We start from the raw sequence: 18,834 nt of genomic DNA on the forward strand, positions 1-18,834 counted from the left end.
ATAAAATTTTATTATAAAAATAATTGTCGGTTTTAAATTTCTTTTTTAGGACAAAAAATGACACCGTCTTTGGATATAGCCGATGTCTTTCATTGTTCATTTTCGATGCTTGCTCGCTAATATATTGTGGGTTTTGGTCAAATATTTTTTCACGTTCTGATATTCCGCGCTCGCCACCCCGGCGAATAAAATGTCGACAACCGTCAGCATCGCGATTCGCGATCCCATTGCGCCGCTGCGGATTGAAATCTCCGGCGTAGAGATGCTGAGCAAAATATCCGATTTATCCGCCAACTCGCTTTTGTTGTATTTCGTAATGGCAATCGTGCTTGCGCCGTTCTTCTTGGCGATTTCGAGCGAGTCGAGAATTTCCACCGTGTCGCCGGAATTGGAGATAAAGATCGCCACGTCGCCTTTGCCCATCAAAGTAGCGGCAGTCAACTGGCCGTGTCCGTCGGTATACGAATGGCATATTTTATTGATTCTTGAAAATTTCTGTTCCGCATCTTTGCATACGAGCCCGGAAGCGCCGACGCCGAAAAAGACGATGCGGTTGCAAGTTCGCAGTATCTTCACCGCGCGAGCCACTTCATTGCGATTCATAACGCTAAGCGTATCTTCGATAGACTTGATATTGTTAAGAGAAATATTGGCGATGATCGTGGACAGATCGTCTCCCGGCTGGATGTCCGTGTACTGGTTCTTATGTTCCTCGTCCATCGAACCTAAAGAAGCGGAAATGCTGACGATAAAACTGCGGTAACCGCTGTAACCCATCGTTTTGCAGAAACGAAGGACGGACGCGTCGCTCGTCTTGCTCAATTGCGCCAAGCTTTTAATCGACAGATGCGGAATTTCCTCCAAATTGGCCAATATATACTCGGCCACCATTCTCTCTACCGGCGTCAAGCTATCCTTCATGTCCCGAATTTTGATCAAAATATTATCGTGTATCGCCATAGCTTCCTCCTATTTGCATAGAATATTTCCCCGCTTCCGTACCGAACTGAAATTCTATTTTATATTAAGCGTATTTCTCGCAAATGACAAGATAGAGAAAGTTGAATAAATAAAGAAAATATGCATCGATTCCGAATTTTTATTTCAAAATATATCAATCATAATAAAATTTTATTCTGAATTTTATTGTAAAGGATTCGGCCGCCATGCTATAATAGCGCCAAATCGATATGGAATTCCAGTCTAAAGGGGCATGAGGGTGGACGTGATGAAGAACAATAAATTGAAGATCGCCATTATCGGCTCGGGCAGCACCTATACGCCGGAGTTGATCGAAGGCATGATCAAACGCAAAGGCTCGCTTCCGATAGGCGAATTGGCGCTTATGGATATCGATGAGAGAAAGCAGGAAATCGTCGGCAAATTATGCGAGCGCATGATCCGGGCGGAACAGATCCCTTGCCGCGTCGTGATGACGCAAAGCTTGGACGAAGCGCTCCGGGATGCCGATTTTGTGCTGGGTCAGATTCGCGTAGGCAAGCTGCCCGCGAGAGTTCTCGACGAGAAAATCCCGCTCAAATACGGCTTGATCGGCCAGGAAACTTGCGGCATCGGCGGCTTCTTCAAAGCGATGCGCACCATCCCGGTCATGCTGCAAATCGCGGAACGGATGAAAGCGTTATGTCCGGAAGCGTGGCTCATTAATTTCTCCAACCCGGCCGGAATCATTACGGAAGCGCTGCTGAATCATACCGAAGTGAAGATGCTCGGGCTATGCAACGTTCCGTTCAATATGTTCAAAAGCATTCGCGAAAAACTTCAGTTGAAGGATCCGAAGTTTACTTATGTCGGCCTTAATCATCTCAGTTGGATTACCGCGATTGAGCAGGACGGGACCGATTATTTGAAGACAGCGTTACATATGGGACTCAACAGCGAAGCGATGAAGAACATTCCTTCCAGCGGCTTCGGCAAAGAGCTTGTGCAAATGGTAGGAGCTATCCCTTCCTCTTATTTGGAATACTATTATTTCAAAAATAAAAAATTGAAAGTTTTGATGGAGAGCGAGTTGTCGCGAGGCGAAAAATGCATGCAAATCGAAGAGGAATTGCTGCAAATTTACGCCGATTCCAGGCTTCATAGCAAGCCCGAACAGCTCTCTTCCCGCGGCGGGGCCAACTACTCTGAAGTAGCGATCAGTCTTGTCGACGCGATCTATAACGACAAGCAAGAGGTGCATGTCGTCAATGTGCTCAATCGCGGCGCGTTGGATTTCATGGAAGACTCCGACGCCGTCGAGGTGTGCGCCATAGTCGGCAAAGACGGCGCGAAGCCGATCCCGATTCGCGATTTCACAAACCGGCATATTATCGATTATATGCGCATGGTCAAAGCGTACGAGCGGGAGACCGTCGCCGCCGCGGTAAGCGGCAGCGAAGACGCCGCCATGCGCGCGCTGCTGATGAATCCGCTGGTAGGCGATTACGATGCGGCCATTGCCAGTTTCCATGAATTGAAGGAAGCCCACAAGGCGTATTTGCCGCAGTTCTTCCATGGAGTTACGCCATCATGACCGACAAAAAATACGTAATCGGGGTCGATGGGGGCAATAGCAAGACAGATTACTTTCTATTCGACATGCAGGGCGATTTTATCGATCATATTCATGCCGGCACATGCAGCCATGAACGTTTCTCCGACGGGTATGCCAGCGCATATCGGGTCATGAACGAGAATATACAGCTTCTGCTTGCGCGCAATCAATTAACGATGGATCATGTCGCCACCGGCGCCTTCGGTCTGGCCGGCGCGGATCTTCCGTCGCAGAAAGCCAGCCTGTGCGAAATCGTAGAGCGGATCGGCTTTGCCCGTTACGCTTTGGACAACGACTCTTTTCTCGGCATTAAAGCAGGCAGCGACAAGGGCTTCGGCGTCTGCTCCATCAACGGCTCCGGTACGTGTACGGGCGGCATTTCCCCCAGCGGCAAACGTCTGCAAGTAGGGGGCATGGGGAGCGAGCTTTTCGGCGACGAAGCCGGCGGATACTATTTAGCCCGCAAAGTGCTTCGGGCCGTCTACGACTATTACTATCGCTCGGGACCGAAAACCTCCATGACCGATCCCGTCATGGAGCTATTGCAAATCCCGGATAAAGAAGCCTTCGCCGAAGCAACCATGGATTACGTGCTCGCGCGTTCGCTTCCCAACACCGAGTTGATGCAAATCATGTTCTCCGCGGCGGATCAAGGGGATCGCGCAGCCATCGGCATTATCGACAATACTGCCAAACAATTGGCGCAATCCACCGTAGGATGCATGCACAATCTCGATTTCGGAACGGACGTCGATGTCATTCTAGCCGGTTCCGTGTGGGTCAAAGCGGAAAGTCCTTTGTTGTTTGAAAAATATGCCGACTATGTCGAGCAATTGACCCGGCATCGCTGCCATTTCGTCATCCTCCAAGTTCCGCCTGCGACCGGCGCCGTCCTATGGGCGCTGGAACTGGCATGGGGCCGCCCGGTTGATTCGGAGATACGCCGGAACATCATTGATACAATAATGCATTTGTAATAGGGAAATTCTATCCCGCCGAAGGTGATAAAATCCTAGTGCCGCTTTGGCACTAGGATTTTATGTTGTCTATTTTGCAATTCATTTTTCAGGTTCGCTTCATTCATTTTCAAGTTGAGAATCAGCTTTTTCAGTTTCTCTTTGTTTATTTTCCTTGTTATCGTATATTTGATAAACACGTTCTTAATCAACTGGGCAAAGTTCGCGATATATTCCGCCTGCGCAATCACCGCTTGACCGGATTTCACTTGAGTCAAATATTTGGAGAGCAAATATCTCGATCCCGTGACCATGGCTAACGCATGATCTATTTTCGTTAATGTCTCATCATTCATATCCTCGTCTACTTGCGCAAAAATCCACTCATACAAAGAAAACGTATCGTCATTACGATCCATCCGATCTTGAAAAAGAGATTGTATTTGAGCGAATTGCAAGGCAGACGGATCATAATCCAAATAAACCAACTCGATTGGATATTTCGAATATTCCAACGCTTTCGCCATTGCATTTTCATCCACAAACCCGGTAAAATCGGGATCAAAATCATGCAAATAATAGAACGTCTCCCGTTCCTCTTGTTTATATGCCGAAATAATAAATGAATGAAAAAAGTGATTTTTTAAATAGTAAACGCGATGTGCAAAATAAAATTGATCCAACCAAATAAAAACGACTTTTCCTCTGTCAATCATGTCCTTAATGGAACGTTCCGCTTGCTTTATGTCTTTGCATAAAATCGCTTTTTCTTGAATGCCTACCAGTTCCAAGTCTTCTTTGCCGAGCAGGCTGCTATTATACTGATACCTTGATTTCCCCTCGCATACGATTTGCTGAAATAATTCATCCGTTTTTTCCATAGCGTTATAAAAAAGCAATTCGACGGGAGCGTTGATCGCGCTTAAATAACTAATGAATTGCATTTTGCGGCAATTCAAATGCAATGATCCTTGATAGGCGGCAATGGGAATCGTCATCGGTCCATCTCCTCGATAATCGTTTGCACAAACTTAACATGCCGGATTCAGGCAATTTCGACAAGCTCTTGACACGGGAAAAATTCGATAATAAGGAAGATCGGTTTCGATCGATGGATAATGCTGTATTTTTTGAAAAACAATAATTCGGATGTGGAACGAAAGTGGGAATTCAGGCTTTCGCTGCCGGCCACTCCCGTTTCCAGAATATCGCGAATCGTCTCCAATTTGTATTTGTCGATGACCCGCCCTATAGGCAATTGACTGTCGTTCAAGTCTTGAACGGCTTCCGCAGGAAGGTTGTCCAAATAGACTAATGAAATGGCATGCAGCACAGGCGTCCGATCGTTTCCCGCGACATAAATGTCCACTTCTCTTACGGCGACGTTCCCGGCGGAATCGAAGTCCGCTTTTGAGCTTAGCAGATGTTGCACTTTCTCCGGTACATGACCCGTAACCTGATTAACGACATTCACTTTCACTTGCGAATCGTAATATAACTCCAACAAATCGGTCATGGAAGACTTCGTATATAAGAGCAATCTTCCGTATGGGCTTAATTTGTCCAAAATCCCATTCATGCCGAACCCACCTCATCTCTTTGATTAAACTCGCCGCATTCATCCTATCTTCGCATTTTTTTAAACCGATCTGTAAATAACGGTTCTTCTTGAATGTACAGTTTGACGGGGATTTGAAAATCTTCAAGCTTATCCCGACAAAACATGCGGACCTTTCCCTTCAATTCCTGTCCCGTCATCGGTACCGCCAACTTTACAACCGCTGTCACCATTTGCCCCAGCAGCATATTCGGCTCCCCTTTGACGGCAACGTCGGCCAATTCGGGCATTTGCATCAAAACATTCTCGACTTCGACCGGGTATACTTTTCTTCCCCCGACATTGATCATTTCCGACTGCCTGCCAAGCAGCCTTATATATCCATTGTCCTCGCAAACCCGATCTCCGGTATGAAACCATCCCTCTTCGTCGAACGGATTCGGAGCGTTCAAATATCCTTCCATTGCAAACTCGGATCGGATGTAAAGGATGCCGTTCACGATCTTGGTATCGATCCCTTCGCCGCCGATCATAAGCCAAGGCGAATCGGAACTCCTCGATTTAGCCCGCAATATTCCGATCTCCGACAGCCCGTAGGTTTGACGCAACTCGATATTAGGCAGCGCCCTTCGCACTTGTTGCAGCGTAACATCGGGAATCACTTCCGTTCCGTAAGTAATCATCTTTAATGAAGAGATGTTGTATCGAGTATACGCTTCCGATAACAATAACAAATTCAGAAAACTCGGCGTTGTAGGCAGCAATTCGACGTTGTATTTTTCGATGAGCGCGCAAATATCGTTAGGATTGCGGCTTGAAGGAATAATAATCGTCCCTCCGTTGGCCAATGTATGGAATAACGTATTCAGGCCGCCGATATGATCGAATAGGAGAAACGTTAGCGTCCTTAACGTTTCTCTTGGCGTCTTGTACCGTTCAAGAAATTTGGCGAAATCGTGAAGCATCGCTTTCGGTTGTCCGGTCGTTCCGGATGTAAACAAGATCAAGCCCGCCTTGCCTTGTGAAGTAAAATTCGCCAGGAAGGGGGAATGCTCGCGAACGATCGGGTTGGAAACCGAATAGCGATTCCCTTGGAAGCGAATGCATCGATTGACTTGGGCGATGCTCATCATTTCATCCTGCTTATATCTGGTTCCCGCCGTTAACGGAACGACGGTGTTGCCATTGGCCGCAAATGCGAGGATCGCGGCGCATACGTTCGGAGAGTAGTCTCCTTCCAACATGATGACTTCATTTGGCCGAATTTCATGTTCCTCGATCGTTTGCAGCCATTGTCGGTAATCGGCAACGATGTCCTTGAAACGGATCGGCTTATCTTCAAATATCATCGCGTTCCGATGTTCAAAGCCGGACATTTTGCGCAGCAGCCAGTCCATTATCGACCCTCCTTCGGCGAGTGTTCAATCATTTCCAAATGACCCACGGTTCGCTCCCATTTTTTGTATGATATAGCCCTTCAAGGAACGAAAGTTGCTAAATATAGGGAGACTTATTTCTTCCTCTTTCACTGTAATCTGAAACTCTTCCTCCGCGTCGGCGAGAAAATGAACCATTGCAATGGAATCCAGGCCCAGATCGTTCATCAGATCCGTGTCCGGCTCAATCTCCGCCGCATTTCGCCCCACACTTGTACTGCGACGCAGAAGCTCTATAATTTTGTCATCGAGATCAGTTTGCATTGGCATCCCCTCTTCTCATTGCCTCGTCCAGCCACATTAAAAATCGCAGCTCCGATTCCTTCAAACATTCAATTTGCTCCATTAATGCAGCCATCGCCGAACGATCTTCCGGCTTGTTATTATATTTAAGAAGCAGGAAATTTAAATGGTTCCAAGCCGCGGCAATTTGGTCCATATGCCTTTGTCCCGTTAATTCCGCATCGTCGCTCAACGAAGCCAGTTCCCGATAAGCGCCCCAAATCTTGGAACGGATTTTTTTGATGGAGGAAATCGATAGATTGTTTTGCTTGACCCAGGCCGTTCGTTTGGAACGAGTCCAATCCAACGAATTTTTTACGTCATTTCCGAAACAAGTCCACGCATTGATTCCGATTTTCCGATTTTGCAGCAGCAGGCTAATCGAACTCCATTTATCCGCCGGCTTGTTTACATCGGGGTTGACGTTGCCGGTAGCCTGATAGTGCTTAAGATTCCGATTGGAAGCATAGGCAAGGCATATGTTCGTGTCGGGAGAAGAAACGGGGGAAGAATCGCCGGACAATATAAAAAAATGCAGCTCTTCCCTGTCGGTTCTCGCCATGCCGGCATGCAGCATTTGCTCCAACGTCAGCTCGGCCCATGTATGAACGACCGGATCGGATATGAGGAATGTTCGTTGGCGTTCGTTCCAACCGTAAATCAGAATCGCATGATTCAAGCCGGCGGATTCCATCGTTACATACGCTCTAGGGAAATAGTCCAGCCCCGAAGCCGTAGTAAAAGCGATGACGGAATAACCTTGGCGAATCCAATGGATCAAACGGTTCGTATCGCCTTTTTCGAATTGCAGCTCGATATCGTATAAATATTTCAGCGCAATATGTCTGGCGTCTTTGCTGGATAACAGCGTTCGCCGATCGTATTTCAAATTCCAGTAATCAAGCAGCATGATCCGTTCGTCCCTGCCGGTCATATGCAAGTAGGTTAGAATACATGAGGCAAAACATTCCATATAGCCTAAATAGATATGCTTGTGGCCGCGCATTTCCGTTGCCTCGCCAGTCAACGCCATCTCTCCTTCCCCGAAAAACGGGTGGTCCCTCATCCCGTTTGCGCCACTTTCTCCAATAATTCGCTTGTTTTTACCATTTGGGCGTACAGTTTGGACCGTTTCATTAATTCGTCGTGCCCGCCGGAATCGCGAACGGTCCCATGCTCCAACACATAAATGAGATCGGCCGAGCGGATGCTTTCCAGCCGATGCGTCGATATAAGAATCGTTTTTCCCTTCATCGCCTTCCGAATGTTGGAAAGGACCTGCAATTCGGTTTGGCGGTCAAGCGCCGAAGTAGGCTCGTCCAAAATAAGAATGTCCGGGTTCCCGATCAATGCCCGAGCGATCGCCAAGCGTTGCCGCTGCCCTCCGGACAAGCGGGACCCTTGATTATCAATCTGCGTATGGATTCCGTGAGGCAGCGAATCCACAAACGATTTCAGATCCACCTCGCATAAAGCCCGGTAAACTTCATCTTCCGCAGCATCCAGTTTGCCGAGCGCGACATTTTCGAACAATGTGCCTTTGAATAAAAACGTTTCTTGCGAAACATAGCTGATCTTCCTCGCAATCTCGTTTCTCGGCCATAGCTCCAGCGGAATCCGGTTGATAGACAAATTCCCCGAAGCGATCGGCATGAAGCCCTGAACCGTTTTAAACAACGTCGATTTGCCCGAGCCGCTTTTCCCTACAAACGCCGCCATCTGACCTTGACGGATTGCCAGATTCAATCCTGTCAGAATCGGAACTCCGTCGTACGAAACGGAGAGATCCTTGCTTTCGATCAATGGCTCATGTTCTCTTACGCTCTCTTCCACTACGGCGATACCGCTCTCAATCGTTGACGCCGTTTCCGCCGGCGTTTGGAGGAAAGCTTCGATTCGTCCCATGGCAACCTCGCTGCCCAGCAAGTCGCTAACAAGGTAATTCATTCTTTGAATCGGATTTAGCGCGGCATTGATATAGTTGGCGGAAGCGATAATCAGCCCAACGCTTAAAGCGCCGGACATCGCTTGACCGCTGCCGAATCCATAGACGAGCACGACGAACAGGGCAATGAAGAATGTTCCCGTCTGGCCGGATAGTTGCCGAAACATACCCTCTTTGACGCTTACTTTAATAAGGTCTTTATAAATGATTTCGTTGCGTTGTTCTTCCCATGCTTCCAGACCGAACGATCGAATTTCCCTCGAGCCTTGGATGCTCTCATATAGATAGGATCCGATCTCCTCGTTGTGCGTACGAAGATTGCCGACCGCCCAGCGAATCGGCTTGCTGTAAAGGCGGGGAATCGCCATCACGACCGGAATGGAAATCGCTGCTATCACGCCCAGTCTCCAATCCAGCATAAAAACAATGACAAACGAAAATAACATCTGCGACCATAATATGCATAGGTCAATGACCGTCACATTCATGAACTTCGATGCGGTCGCAGTATCCATCCCCATAAGCGCCATATATTTGCCGGGCCCTGTCTTCTCGATTTCCGGGATAGGAATTTTTCTGATGTGGCGTAGGACGACATTTCTTAAATCAAGCGTAGTCCGGGCCTCCAGATAGCGAAAAATACTGAATCCAATGACCGTAAACGCGGCGGCGGCCAGCGAAAGGCCGATCGATAGGCTTAAAATGGGCAAGAGCAAGTCCATCTTTTTATCAATCAGCACTTGATCGATAAAACGCGAGACAAGAAACGGTTGAATCAGGCCGAGAGCCAGACCGAGGAGGTTCAATAGAAAGGCCAGAACCGTTAATCCCCGTCTGGGGTTCATGTATTGGATCAAACGTCTGTACATCCGTATGCTTTGCATCGATCTATCTCCCTTTTGGAATGCACTCGGCGTTCTAAGCGCCTAAAGTGCAATCCAGCCATTTGTTTGCCGGGTCTCCTAAAGCTCCCCCCAGTTTCGGTATGATTCGCCCGGATATCGCTTGAACGGTTTCAAAATTTTCCAAGAGCATTTCCTCGTCCTCAAAGACGATATCGAAATACAGTTCGAGACGAACGATCAGATGAATCAGCATGACCGAATCAATGCCCATGCTTTGAATCGATTTGGTATCTTCATGTCCCTGTACGAGACTTGCGTGATGAGAGAGATCCGCCACAATCTCACGGATAAATCGTTTGATTTCTTCTTCCATGGAAGTCATCTCGGTCGCTACCTCCCCACAGTTTGGCAAGATTCATAAAATGTCCGGATTTCGGATGCGATAAAGCGAACTTCGTTCTCGGTCATGGCAACATGCATCGGAAGCGACAAAATCTCTCCCGCGTAAAGTTCGGCATGGGGAAAGTCGCCCGCCTTATAGCCTAAATGCGCGTATGCGGGCAATCGATGAACCGGGACCGGATATTGCACGGCCGTCAGTACGCCTTTCTTCTGCAAATGTTTCTTCAATGCATCGCGCAAGCCGTACTTGACCCTTACAACATACAAGTGAAACACGTGGGAATTGTCGTCCGCGAATTCCGGAAGCGTAAGAAACTCCACTGCGCCTAAATAAAAGCGGTAATGGCGAGCAATCTCCCTCCGGCGGTTATTCCAATCGTCCAAGTAACGCAATTTCAATTGCAATGCGCTTGCTTGAATGGGATCCAGCCGGCTATTATATCCGCAAATTTCATGCTGATATCGGACCTCTCCGCCGTGGTTTCTTAATTTGCGCAGCTTTGCAATCATTTCGAATGAAGAAGAGACTACCGCCCCGCCATCGCCAAGCGCCCCCAAGTTTTTATCCGGATAAAAGCTGAAGCAGCCCATCACCCCCCATCGTCCCGCCGCTATTCCGTCAAGGCTTGCGCCTGCCGCCTGGGCGCAATCTTCGATCAATGCGATTCCTCTCTCGGCCGCCCACGGCGCAATCGCTTTCAGATCGGCCATTTTACCGTATAAATGAACGGGAATAATCGCTTTTGTCCGGGACGTTACGCATTCCTTCACCCGCTCCAGGTCGATTAAATAATGTTCGTTGCAGTCGACTAGCACGGGACGCGCTCCGGTATGATGAATCGCGCCGACCGTCGCTACGAATGTATTGGCTGCCGTAATCACTTCGTCGTCCGGCCCCACGCCTAAAGCTTGCAAAGCCAAATAAATGGCGTCGGTTCCGTTCCCCACTCCGACCGTTCCTTCCGCTTGAAGATAAGCGGCAAATGCGGCCTCGAATTCGGAAACCGGAGGACCGCCGACGAAAACGCCTTGCCTTGCGATTTTGGCCACAGCTTCAAGCCACTGTTCCCGAATCATCTCATATTCATATTGTGGCGCTGAAAATAAGATTCTCATCCGGATACTCCTTACTCGGTTGCGAAACAACGCGGATCCGATCCAATAGTTTCATCGTTTCGATTGCTTCTTCCAGCGTAACGGCAAGTTTTCCTTGATTCGTCACAGCATCGGCAAAGGAAGAATAAATCAGTTCCGGTCCTTCCCGCAACGGGCGTTCGTATCGAACGGGCTTGACGGTTTTGCCCGCTTCGTACAGATAAGCTTCGTTATTCGATGCTACGGTTAAGGTAGCTTGATCCCCGCCTACAATCCATATCGGCGCCCCGGCTGAGGAAGCGAAATTGACGTCCATGGAGAGGAGAATGTTCCGATCGGTTTTCATTAGCGCGTGAACATAGTCTTCGACATCCGTATCGTCGCCGCCCCATAAATGTTCCATCGTTGCGCTTACCCCCGAGATCCGGCCCAACTTGAGCTGCAGTAATTGGTCGATGAGATGAACGCCCCAGTCCAGAAGCGCCCCGCCCCCGTAACTTTTTTCATTCCGCCATTGCCGGCGAAATGATTTTACGCCGAAAGCGGCTCCGGACCCGAACATATGATGTCTTCTTTCCACGAATTTTAATACGCCCAAACTGCCTTCTTCGATCATCCGTTTCACCAATAGGAAATCTTGATCGTATCGCCGATTATGGAAAACGGTTACAATTCTTTGTTCCAGCATTGCCGTACGATGCAGTTCAATCGCTTCTTCCGCCGTAACGGTGACAGGCTTTTCCAGCAGAATATGTTTGCCGAACCGCATGCTTGCTTGCGCAAGCTCGAAATGGCTGCCCGGCGGCGTCGCGATTAAAACGGCATCTACGGAGGATTCCAACAATTGCTCCAAATGCGGATAGACGGGAAACCCGCGCTTGGCCGCTAACGATAAACGTTGCGGCGTAATGTCGAATATGCCGCAAACTTGAAATTGGGATAGTTGTTTGAGCAAAGGCAAATGCACCAATTCCACGATTCTGCCGAAGCCGATCATTCCAAGTCGAATCGGACCGCTCATCGCTACACCGCCGACGGAAGGAGCGATTCAATGAGATCGGTTAACGAGCCTACGGTCATAAAAGCTCCCGGATCCAGGCTTTCCTCAGGAAAGCTCACATCAAATTGTTCCTCGATGTAGACCACTAATTGCAGCACCATAATAGAGTCAATAGCCAAATCTTCAAACAATCGCGCCGATTCTTCCAGCGATTCGGGCACGTCCAATTCCAGGTTCTCCGCCATTAGCGTCCGCAATTCGCCGATTATGTCTGTTCGCGTCATATTGATTCACATCTCCATTTCTTGTAATTGTTTTCGACTGATTTTACCGGCAGCCGTTCTCGGAATTTCCCCCACGATCCGAATCGTATTCGGAACTTTATAGGTAGGCAAACGCTTTATGCACCAAGAGCGTATGCTTGATTCGTCAATATATCCGTCTCCGACAATGAGGGCTTGAACGGCTTCCCCCCAAATGTTATGACCGGTTTTATGCACAATGCATTCCTTCACGCCGGGCATTTGCAGAATGACAGACTCTACTTCGGCAGGGATGACTTTGAAACCCGAAACGTTAATCAAATCGTCCATTCTGCCGAATACATGCAGCCGATCGGTACGAAGATCGTAACAGCCCATATCTTTCGTCCTGACCAGGTTTGTGCCGTTCGCGTTCGCAACCACGATTTCCCCTTTTCCTTCCCCGCCGCCGCCGCTTGCATCGATCGTAACGCGAAGATGCTTCAACGGAATCCCCACATCGGTCGCCGAGCATGGACGTTTGCTGACCGATATGCAGCCGGCCTCGGTGCAGCCGTATTGCTGCCACACTTCCTCCGTTCGCGATTTCATCCGATCCAGGAGTACCTCGGAAGGAGGCGAGCCCGATACGACCATCTTGTAAAAACGATCCTCTCCTTTCGAAAGCGCATCCATAACATGAAAAAGAAAAGGAACGGCATATACAATGGGTCTGCGCAACGATCTGATCGTATGAAGCGCGAATTTCGGATTTTTATCCTCAACGATAATCGGTTCGTCCCCCCTTGCAACGGAAGCCATCACGCCTGTAATCAAGCCGAAGGAATGCGTTACCGAGACCAGAATAACGGGCTGCATAACCGGCGTTTCCGCAAACAAATCGTTATAACCGTCCACTTCGGTATCGACCTGTTTCCATTCCCGCGCGATAAGCGACGGAGCCCGGGATGTGCCCGAACTATACTGCAAGATCGAAGGCGCGTAATCGGCAGCGGATGCAGATAGACGATATAGGTTGTCCCACTTGCGATAGATCAAGTAAGAGCAGCCCGATTGTTCGGCCAATTCAAGCGCCGACTCGAACGGAGTGCTGCCATGCATCAGTAGAACCGAACCGTCACGCTCCTTCATGTATAAAACAGCGGCGATCAGATCGAAGGCATGATGCAGGCATATGGCATATCTTTGGCCTACCGGATTACGGTATTCTTCTCTGTTGCGCATTTCGCGATAACGGACTTCGAATGCAGCCTTGTCGAATTTCTGACTATCAACCGACAACATGATTCCACCTCTTAACAAATTAACCAAGTGATGGTATAGTAGTTAAAGAAAACTATTCCACGACATAATTTTACTCTTTGTACTATAGGCCGACAATAAACAATTCTTCAGATTCTTGTTTATTCTTCAGGATTTTTACTAGGTGAGGTGACATGATTATGCTTGAAGCTCTATTACATTCCTTTCCGGTTACATTCATTTCCTTCCATTCGCCGGAGTCGCCGGAATGGATCAGCCCGTACTTTCAGATCGTATGGCTGGATTGCCCCGGAGAAGAAACGGAACTCCTCTTCGCCCCGCCCGGTATACCCATTCGTGTTAAGACAACTTGTTCTAACTACTCCTGTCTATCCTTCGAATCGCAATTGTTCCTCTCTATGGAGGAATTGACGGAAACGGCGCAGCCCGTAGAAATGAAAGCAACGCCGCATGTCCGTGATATGCTCCGTTTGATCGAATCTTTGAAAGCGCAACCATTATCCGCATCTTGTAAAATTAAGCTATCGAGTCTCGTTGCTTGCTTAGCGTCCGAATTTATGCAATACATCGTTTCTGAGCGGCAAACCCGCCGGCATGATACAAATATTAAGCGGAAACCGCTCGATCTCATCAACGGAAAATCAATAATTTACGCTACCCGTTATATGAAAGTCAATATGGGCAATCCGCATTTGTCTCTGCACGATATCGCACAATCGATCGGATACCATCCCAACTATTTCTGCCAGGAATTCAGCAAAATATTTGCCGTCTCCCCGATCCGTTTCCTGAATCGGTTAAGGCTGAATCGAACGTTGCGATTGCTCGCTCAAACCGAATATACCGTGAAGGAAATTTGCAAATTCGTTGGCATATCCGATCCCAGCCGCTTAAGCAGAATGGTGAAATCCGGCACAGGCATGACTCCGCTCGAATTCAGACGCTTCATTTCGCAAAAACGGGACGGCAAAGGAGAAAATATATGGCAAAAGTTTTATTTGTCAATGGCCCGGCCAGCGGGCATGTCTATCCGACTCTAGGTTTGGTGGAAGAATTGGCGGCCCTTGGGGAGGAAATTACCTATGTATCAAGCCATGAATTTCGCAGCCAACTGGAACGGTTGAACGTTGCATTCGTCGCTTACGATAATTTTCTGAGCCGGGACAATCCTTTCGATACCCAGCTATATATGTCTTTCGTGCTAAAGATTTTGAAGTCATACGAAGTGATACTGCCAATTGTTATGGAGTTGGCGGAACGGCATTCCTTCGATTATTTCATTCACGATTCCATGTACGGCTGCGGAACCGCGATCGCCGATTTGTTGGGCATTCCGCATATCGCTGCCTGCACATCCTTTATACATGCCGAACGGTTTACAAATAAATCGGACAAGGAAGCCAATCGGTTGCAGGAAAACCTGCTCCTCTTGAAACGGTTCAGGGTCTTGGCCGCCGGCATCGAGCGTAAATTCGGGCTAAAACGGAGGGTCGAAATTCATAACGTATTTTTCAACGAAGGAAACATCAATCTCGTATTCACGTCCGAACAATTTCAACCTTTCGGCGGGACGTTGGATGGCCGGTTTAAATTTATCGGCCCATGTTTGACGAACCGGTTTGATTCGGCGGCGAATTGTCAAACCGAGGAGCGTGACCGTGACAAACGAACGATCTATATTTCGATGGGTACGGTGTACAATGACGTCAGATCGCTGTATGAGCTTTGTTGCGAAGCGTTGTCTTCCTTCGACGGGCGAGTGATCATGTCGGTCGGGAATCAAGTGGATCTGAATGCGCTTGAAGGGAAAATCCCGCCTCATTTCACCGTCGTTCGATTCGCCCCGCAATTGGAGGTATTGCGGCGTTCGGATTTGTTCATTACGCATGGCGGGATGAACAGCGTCAACGAGGCGCTATACTATCATGTTCCGCTAATTGTCGTTCCGATGGCGGCGGATCAACCTATGGTCGGGGAACGGGTCGCGGAGCTGGGCGCGGGAATCATGCTGGATCGGCACACGATGACGGCGGACCGTTTGCGCGATGCCGTCGAAGAAATTTTGCATACGCCCGAATTTGCTGTTCATAGCGCCCGGATCGGAGACGGCTTGCGAGCCGCCGGGGGACAGAAGAAAGCGATTGAGGAAATTCGGAGGTTCAAAGAGGCGCATAACATTAAGCGGTAATCGATTGAAACGCAAAAAGACCGCTTCATCATTAGTCATTCGTATGTTCTAATGATGGGGCGGTTTGCTTGGCCGAGGGCGATGTTCGTCCGTTGCGATCCCCCTCCTCTTACAACCTCAAAAAACCGGCAGTCACGCGTTTCTCCCAAAATATGCAAGTCGACAAAGAATGGCGTTACGTCAGACTCAATATTTTCAACACGGCAATTTCGTCGCAGCAATGCTGTTTTTTGCAATGTACGCAGTCCGTCCATACTTTCTCGGGAAAAATTTCTTTTTGCACGACTTCGAATCCGTTTTTTTGAAAAAATCTCGCTTCATACGTTAGCGCCATCACTTTCGGAATTTGCTGCGCTCTCGCTTCTTCGACCAGGTAGTCCACTAACAGTGTGCCAAGACCTTGTCCCTTGTGGGTCTCCACGATGCCGAGCGACCGTATTTCCACCAAATCGCTGCCTAGCCGGCATAATGAGCCGCAGCCGACGACCGTTCCTTCGCTCTCAGCGACGACGAAGTTGTCGATCTGCTCCAGCAGCACTTTGCGCGACCTCGGCAGCATAATTCCTTTCTCCGCATACCCTTCTATTAATTGATATAATGCCTCCACATCGTCCGTGGTTGCTTTTCTGCATATCGCCGGCATGGTGTTCCCCTCCCGCAACGCTCCGGTTCATTTTCAAGTAATATGAATAAATATACAACAGATGGTATAAAATCGCAAGATGAATTTGTCCGGGCCGCGGTGAAAAATAATCGGACACGCCAAGTCGCGCGGCAACTGCATAAGTGCCGTTGTAACGAAAGGAAACATCGCGTACCGCGGCGCCTGCGGAGTGGGGATGCGCTGCGCTTTTGGCGTGGGAGTGTGCTTCGCTTTGGGTAGGGATGTGCTTCGCTTTTGGCTGGGGGTGCTTCGCTTTTGGGCGGGGTGTGCTCGCTTTTGTGTGGGAGTGTGCTTCGCTTTTGGCTGGGGGTGTGTTTCACTTTTGGGCGGGGTGTGCTTCGCTTTTGGCTGGGAGTGTCTTTACATTTGGGTGGGAGAGTGCTTCTCTTTTGCGTGGAACTGGGCTGTACTTTTTCCGGTTTGGGAACGAAATTGCCTTCTTAAGACATCGCTGGGCGCTATTTCACCCCGATTTCGCTTCGAAAACCCGGTTTTAGGAACGGATATGCTCTATTAACGAATGGAAATTCGCTAATAAGGTAAAACCGTTCCCAATATGCTCAAAAACTTGGTAGGCAGCCGAAAATAGCGAATTTCGGGGCGCTGACAGGGACTTTTTAGGAACTTCGTAACGAATCGGTGGTGAAGTAAAATTGTTTGTGTAACAAATTTTGGAGTCTTTTCAGACAACAAAAAAGTAGGGTATTCTCGGGATTGACCAAAACCACCAAGAAAGGAACCCTACTCATGAATAATGTACACGAAAATGGCCTCAATGATCTACTTGAAAATCTTGTAAGAGAGTTTGTCAAAGAAAAATTAGAGTTCATCATGAATGAAGAGATGTCTAACTTTCTAACCAATGAACAGCAGCACACACGCAATACCCGTAACGGCTACTATGAGCGTACGTTAGACACTCGTTACGGAAAGATAGACAATCTTCAAGTGCCGCGGGATCGCCGTGGTGAATTCCATACGCAAGTATTCGAGCCTTACCAACGTCGCGACGGTTGGCTTGAGGAAGCAGTCATCCACATGTACAAAGGTGGAATGAGTACGCGAGATGTCGCTACGTTCATCGAAGGCATGTTCAAAAGCCAGTATTCACCGACCACAGTCAGTAACATTACGAATACCGTGTTACAGGACATCGAAGCATGGAATCAGCGTCCGTTAGATACACGGTACTCTGTCATCCATCTTAACGGGATTTACTGTAAATTAAAGCGACAAACCGTTGAGAGCGAAGTCATTTATGTGGCTATGGGTATCAATGTATACGGGAACCGGCAAATTCTTGGTTTTTATGTTGGTGGCCAGGAAAGCGCCAACGGTTGGAGAGAGGTCCTTCGTGATCTGTACAACCGTGGAGCTAAGGAAGTCTTACTGGGCGTTTTCGACAGCCTTTCCGGGCTTGATGAAGCTTTTAAAGAGACGTATCCAAAAGCGGACGTGCAGCATTGCATCACGCATAAGATGCGCAATACGTTCCCCAAAATCCGCGTACAAGATAAAGTGGAAGTCATGGATGATCTCAAGACCATCTACAACGCCGAGGACATCGATTTGGCTCATCAAGCGTTTGAAGAAGTAAAAGTGAAGTGGGGCAAGAAATACCCAAAAGAAATGGCATCATGGGAAAAACAATTGCCCACACTGCTTACGTTTTACAAGTATCCGGCCATGATCAAAGAGGCGATCTACACCTCCAATGCCATTGAGCGCACCATGAAAGAGATCCGCAAGCGTTTACGCCCGATGAATAGCCTGCCGAACATGGAAGCGGCAGAAAAGATCGTCTACTTATTCTCGGTTGACTATAACGAAAGATGGTCACAGCGAGTCATCCGTGGTTTTGCAGATCTTGAGACGAAACAAAAACTTATGGACATGTTTAAAGATCGTTACGAAAGCAAGGAGTGTGATACTGCAGGAACGACCAGTGTTGAAAATGAAGGCCAAGTAGCCTAGATGAAAGCTGATGAGAATCTTCAAACTGGTATCCCAAATGGAAAATCCTACAACCTTACACAAACTTCTTGACGGTACCGAATCGGTCGATTTTATACGAAATTTCATACACAAATCACGATTTGAGCCCTGATCCAGCAAAGGTAGACGAAAAATCATACATAATGTGTGACGCCCGGATCGAATCGCTCGATTTCATACGAAATTTCATACACAAATTGGCGATAAGAGGACTGATTCTGTAAATTAGTGTGAAAAATCATACACAGTGTGCAAGCGCATGGTCAAGTCCATTATTGTGTGTAAAATGATCCTCGTTGAGATTGTGCTAGCCAATCCGAACTACTTTTGAATCACCTTTTTTCCTGGTCTTGCGCCATTCGAGGAACTCTGCCATATCGAAATATTT

18 protein-coding genes are annotated in these 18,834 nt (G+C 48.2%); 5 read left to right on the forward strand and 13 right to left on the reverse strand.

What is annotated here, in order from left to right:
• Positions 1–96 precede the first annotated feature (96 nt).
• Positions 97–960, reverse strand: coding sequence for a MurR/RpiR family transcriptional regulator (locus LQ229_RS10540; RefSeq protein ID WP_216536176.1), 864 nt, complete (start codon positions 958–960; stop codon positions 97–99).
• A 268-nt stretch (positions 961–1,228) separates the two neighbouring features.
• Between LQ229_RS10540 and LQ229_RS10545 the strand changes: the two genes are divergently transcribed.
• Complete coding sequence (locus tag LQ229_RS10545; RefSeq protein ID WP_230191673.1) at positions 1,229–2,533, forward strand: 6-phospho-beta-glucosidase; 1,305 nt, start codon at positions 1,229–1,231, stop codon at positions 2,531–2,533.
• Complete coding sequence (locus LQ229_RS10550; RefSeq protein ID WP_230191674.1) at positions 2,530–3,531, forward strand: BadF/BadG/BcrA/BcrD ATPase family protein; 1,002 nt, start codon at positions 2,530–2,532, stop codon at positions 3,529–3,531. The genes LQ229_RS10545 and LQ229_RS10550 overlap by 4 nt, the downstream gene beginning before the upstream one ends.
• A 35-nt stretch (positions 3,532–3,566) precedes the next feature.
• Here LQ229_RS10550 and LQ229_RS10555 read toward each other — a convergent pair whose 3' ends face one another.
• The 11 genes from LQ229_RS10555 to LQ229_RS10605 form a co-directional block, all read right to left on the reverse strand.
• Positions 3,567–4,508, reverse strand: a complete 942-nt coding sequence (locus tag LQ229_RS10555) for a BtrH N-terminal domain-containing protein (protein ID WP_216536173.1) — start codon at positions 4,506–4,508, stop codon at positions 3,567–3,569.
• Between the two features lie 47 nt (positions 4,509–4,555).
• Positions 4,556–5,089: a chorismate pyruvate-lyase family protein gene (locus tag LQ229_RS10560; protein ID WP_216536172.1), complete on the reverse strand. Its 534-nt coding sequence runs from the start codon at positions 5,087–5,089 to the stop codon at positions 4,556–4,558.
• Between the two features lie 44 nt (positions 5,090–5,133).
• Entirely contained in the window at positions 5,134–6,465 is a 1,332-nt protein-coding gene (locus LQ229_RS10565) for a fatty acid--CoA ligase family protein (protein WP_230191675.1), read from the reverse strand.
• Between the two features lie 24 nt (positions 6,466–6,489).
• Positions 6,490–6,768 carry an acyl carrier protein gene (locus LQ229_RS10570; RefSeq protein WP_216536170.1) on the reverse strand — a complete coding sequence of 93 codons (279 nt, stop codon included), beginning with the start codon at positions 6,766–6,768 and terminating at the stop codon, positions 6,490–6,492.
• Positions 6,758–7,813, reverse strand: a complete 1,056-nt coding sequence (locus LQ229_RS10575) for a BtrH N-terminal domain-containing protein (RefSeq protein WP_230191676.1) — start codon at positions 7,811–7,813, stop codon at positions 6,758–6,760. The genes LQ229_RS10570 and LQ229_RS10575 overlap by 11 nt, the downstream gene beginning before the upstream one ends.
• 35 nt (positions 7,814–7,848) lie before the next feature.
• The gene (locus LQ229_RS10580) at positions 7,849–9,576 is read right to left on the reverse strand and encodes an ABC transporter ATP-binding protein (protein WP_230191677.1); all 1,728 of its coding nucleotides are present in this window, start codon (positions 9,574–9,576) and stop codon (positions 7,849–7,851) included.
• 73 nt (positions 9,577–9,649) lie between these two features.
• Positions 9,650–9,958 carry an acyl carrier protein gene (locus tag LQ229_RS10585; protein WP_216536167.1) on the reverse strand — a complete coding sequence of 103 codons (309 nt, stop codon included), beginning with the start codon at positions 9,956–9,958 and terminating at the stop codon, positions 9,650–9,652.
• Positions 9,959–9,966: 8 nt separating this feature from the next.
• Positions 9,967–11,094: a DegT/DnrJ/EryC1/StrS family aminotransferase gene (locus LQ229_RS10590; RefSeq protein WP_230191678.1), complete on the reverse strand. Its 1,128-nt coding sequence runs from the start codon at positions 11,092–11,094 to the stop codon at positions 9,967–9,969.
• A complete protein-coding gene (locus LQ229_RS10595; protein ID WP_230191679.1) occupies positions 11,063–12,094 on the reverse strand; it encodes a Gfo/Idh/MocA family oxidoreductase in 1,032 nt (343 codons plus the stop codon). The genes LQ229_RS10590 and LQ229_RS10595 overlap by 32 nt, the downstream gene beginning before the upstream one ends.
• Before the next feature lie 2 nt (positions 12,095–12,096).
• Complete coding sequence (locus tag LQ229_RS10600; protein ID WP_216536164.1) at positions 12,097–12,357, reverse strand: phosphopantetheine-binding protein; 261 nt, start codon at positions 12,355–12,357, stop codon at positions 12,097–12,099.
• A gap of 6 nt (positions 12,358–12,363) precedes the next feature.
• On the reverse strand, positions 12,364–13,620 hold the full coding sequence (locus LQ229_RS10605; RefSeq protein ID WP_216536163.1) for an AMP-binding protein: 1,257 nt from the start codon (positions 13,618–13,620) through the stop codon (positions 12,364–12,366).
• Between the two features lie 152 nt (positions 13,621–13,772).
• On the opposite strand from LQ229_RS10605, the gene LQ229_RS10610 reads away from it, so the two are divergent.
• Both LQ229_RS10610 and LQ229_RS10615 read left to right on the forward strand, forming a co-directional pair.
• The gene (locus LQ229_RS10610; RefSeq protein WP_216536162.1) at positions 13,773–14,639 is read left to right on the forward strand and encodes an AraC family transcriptional regulator; all 867 of its coding nucleotides are present in this window, start codon (positions 13,773–13,775) and stop codon (positions 14,637–14,639) included.
• Positions 14,582–15,787, forward strand: coding sequence for a macrolide family glycosyltransferase (locus LQ229_RS10615; RefSeq protein WP_230191680.1), 1,206 nt, complete (start codon positions 14,582–14,584; stop codon positions 15,785–15,787). The genes LQ229_RS10610 and LQ229_RS10615 overlap by 58 nt, the downstream gene beginning before the upstream one ends.
• 175 nt (positions 15,788–15,962) lie before the next feature.
• Here the strand turns inward: LQ229_RS10615 and LQ229_RS10620 are convergent, their stop codons facing one another.
• A complete protein-coding gene (locus LQ229_RS10620; RefSeq protein WP_216536160.1) occupies positions 15,963–16,430 on the reverse strand; it encodes an N-acetyltransferase in 468 nt (155 codons plus the stop codon).
• A 768-nt stretch (positions 16,431–17,198) separates the two neighbouring features.
• Here LQ229_RS10620 and LQ229_RS10625 point away from each other — a divergent pair.
• Entirely contained in the window at positions 17,199–18,425 is a 1,227-nt protein-coding gene (locus LQ229_RS10625; protein WP_230191681.1) for an IS256 family transposase, read from the forward strand.
• Positions 18,426–18,834 lie beyond the last annotated feature (409 nt).

Source organism: Paenibacillus sp. CECT 9249, from assembly GCF_918697855.1.
Lineage (GTDB): Bacteria > Bacillota > Bacilli > Paenibacillales > Paenibacillaceae > MSJ-34.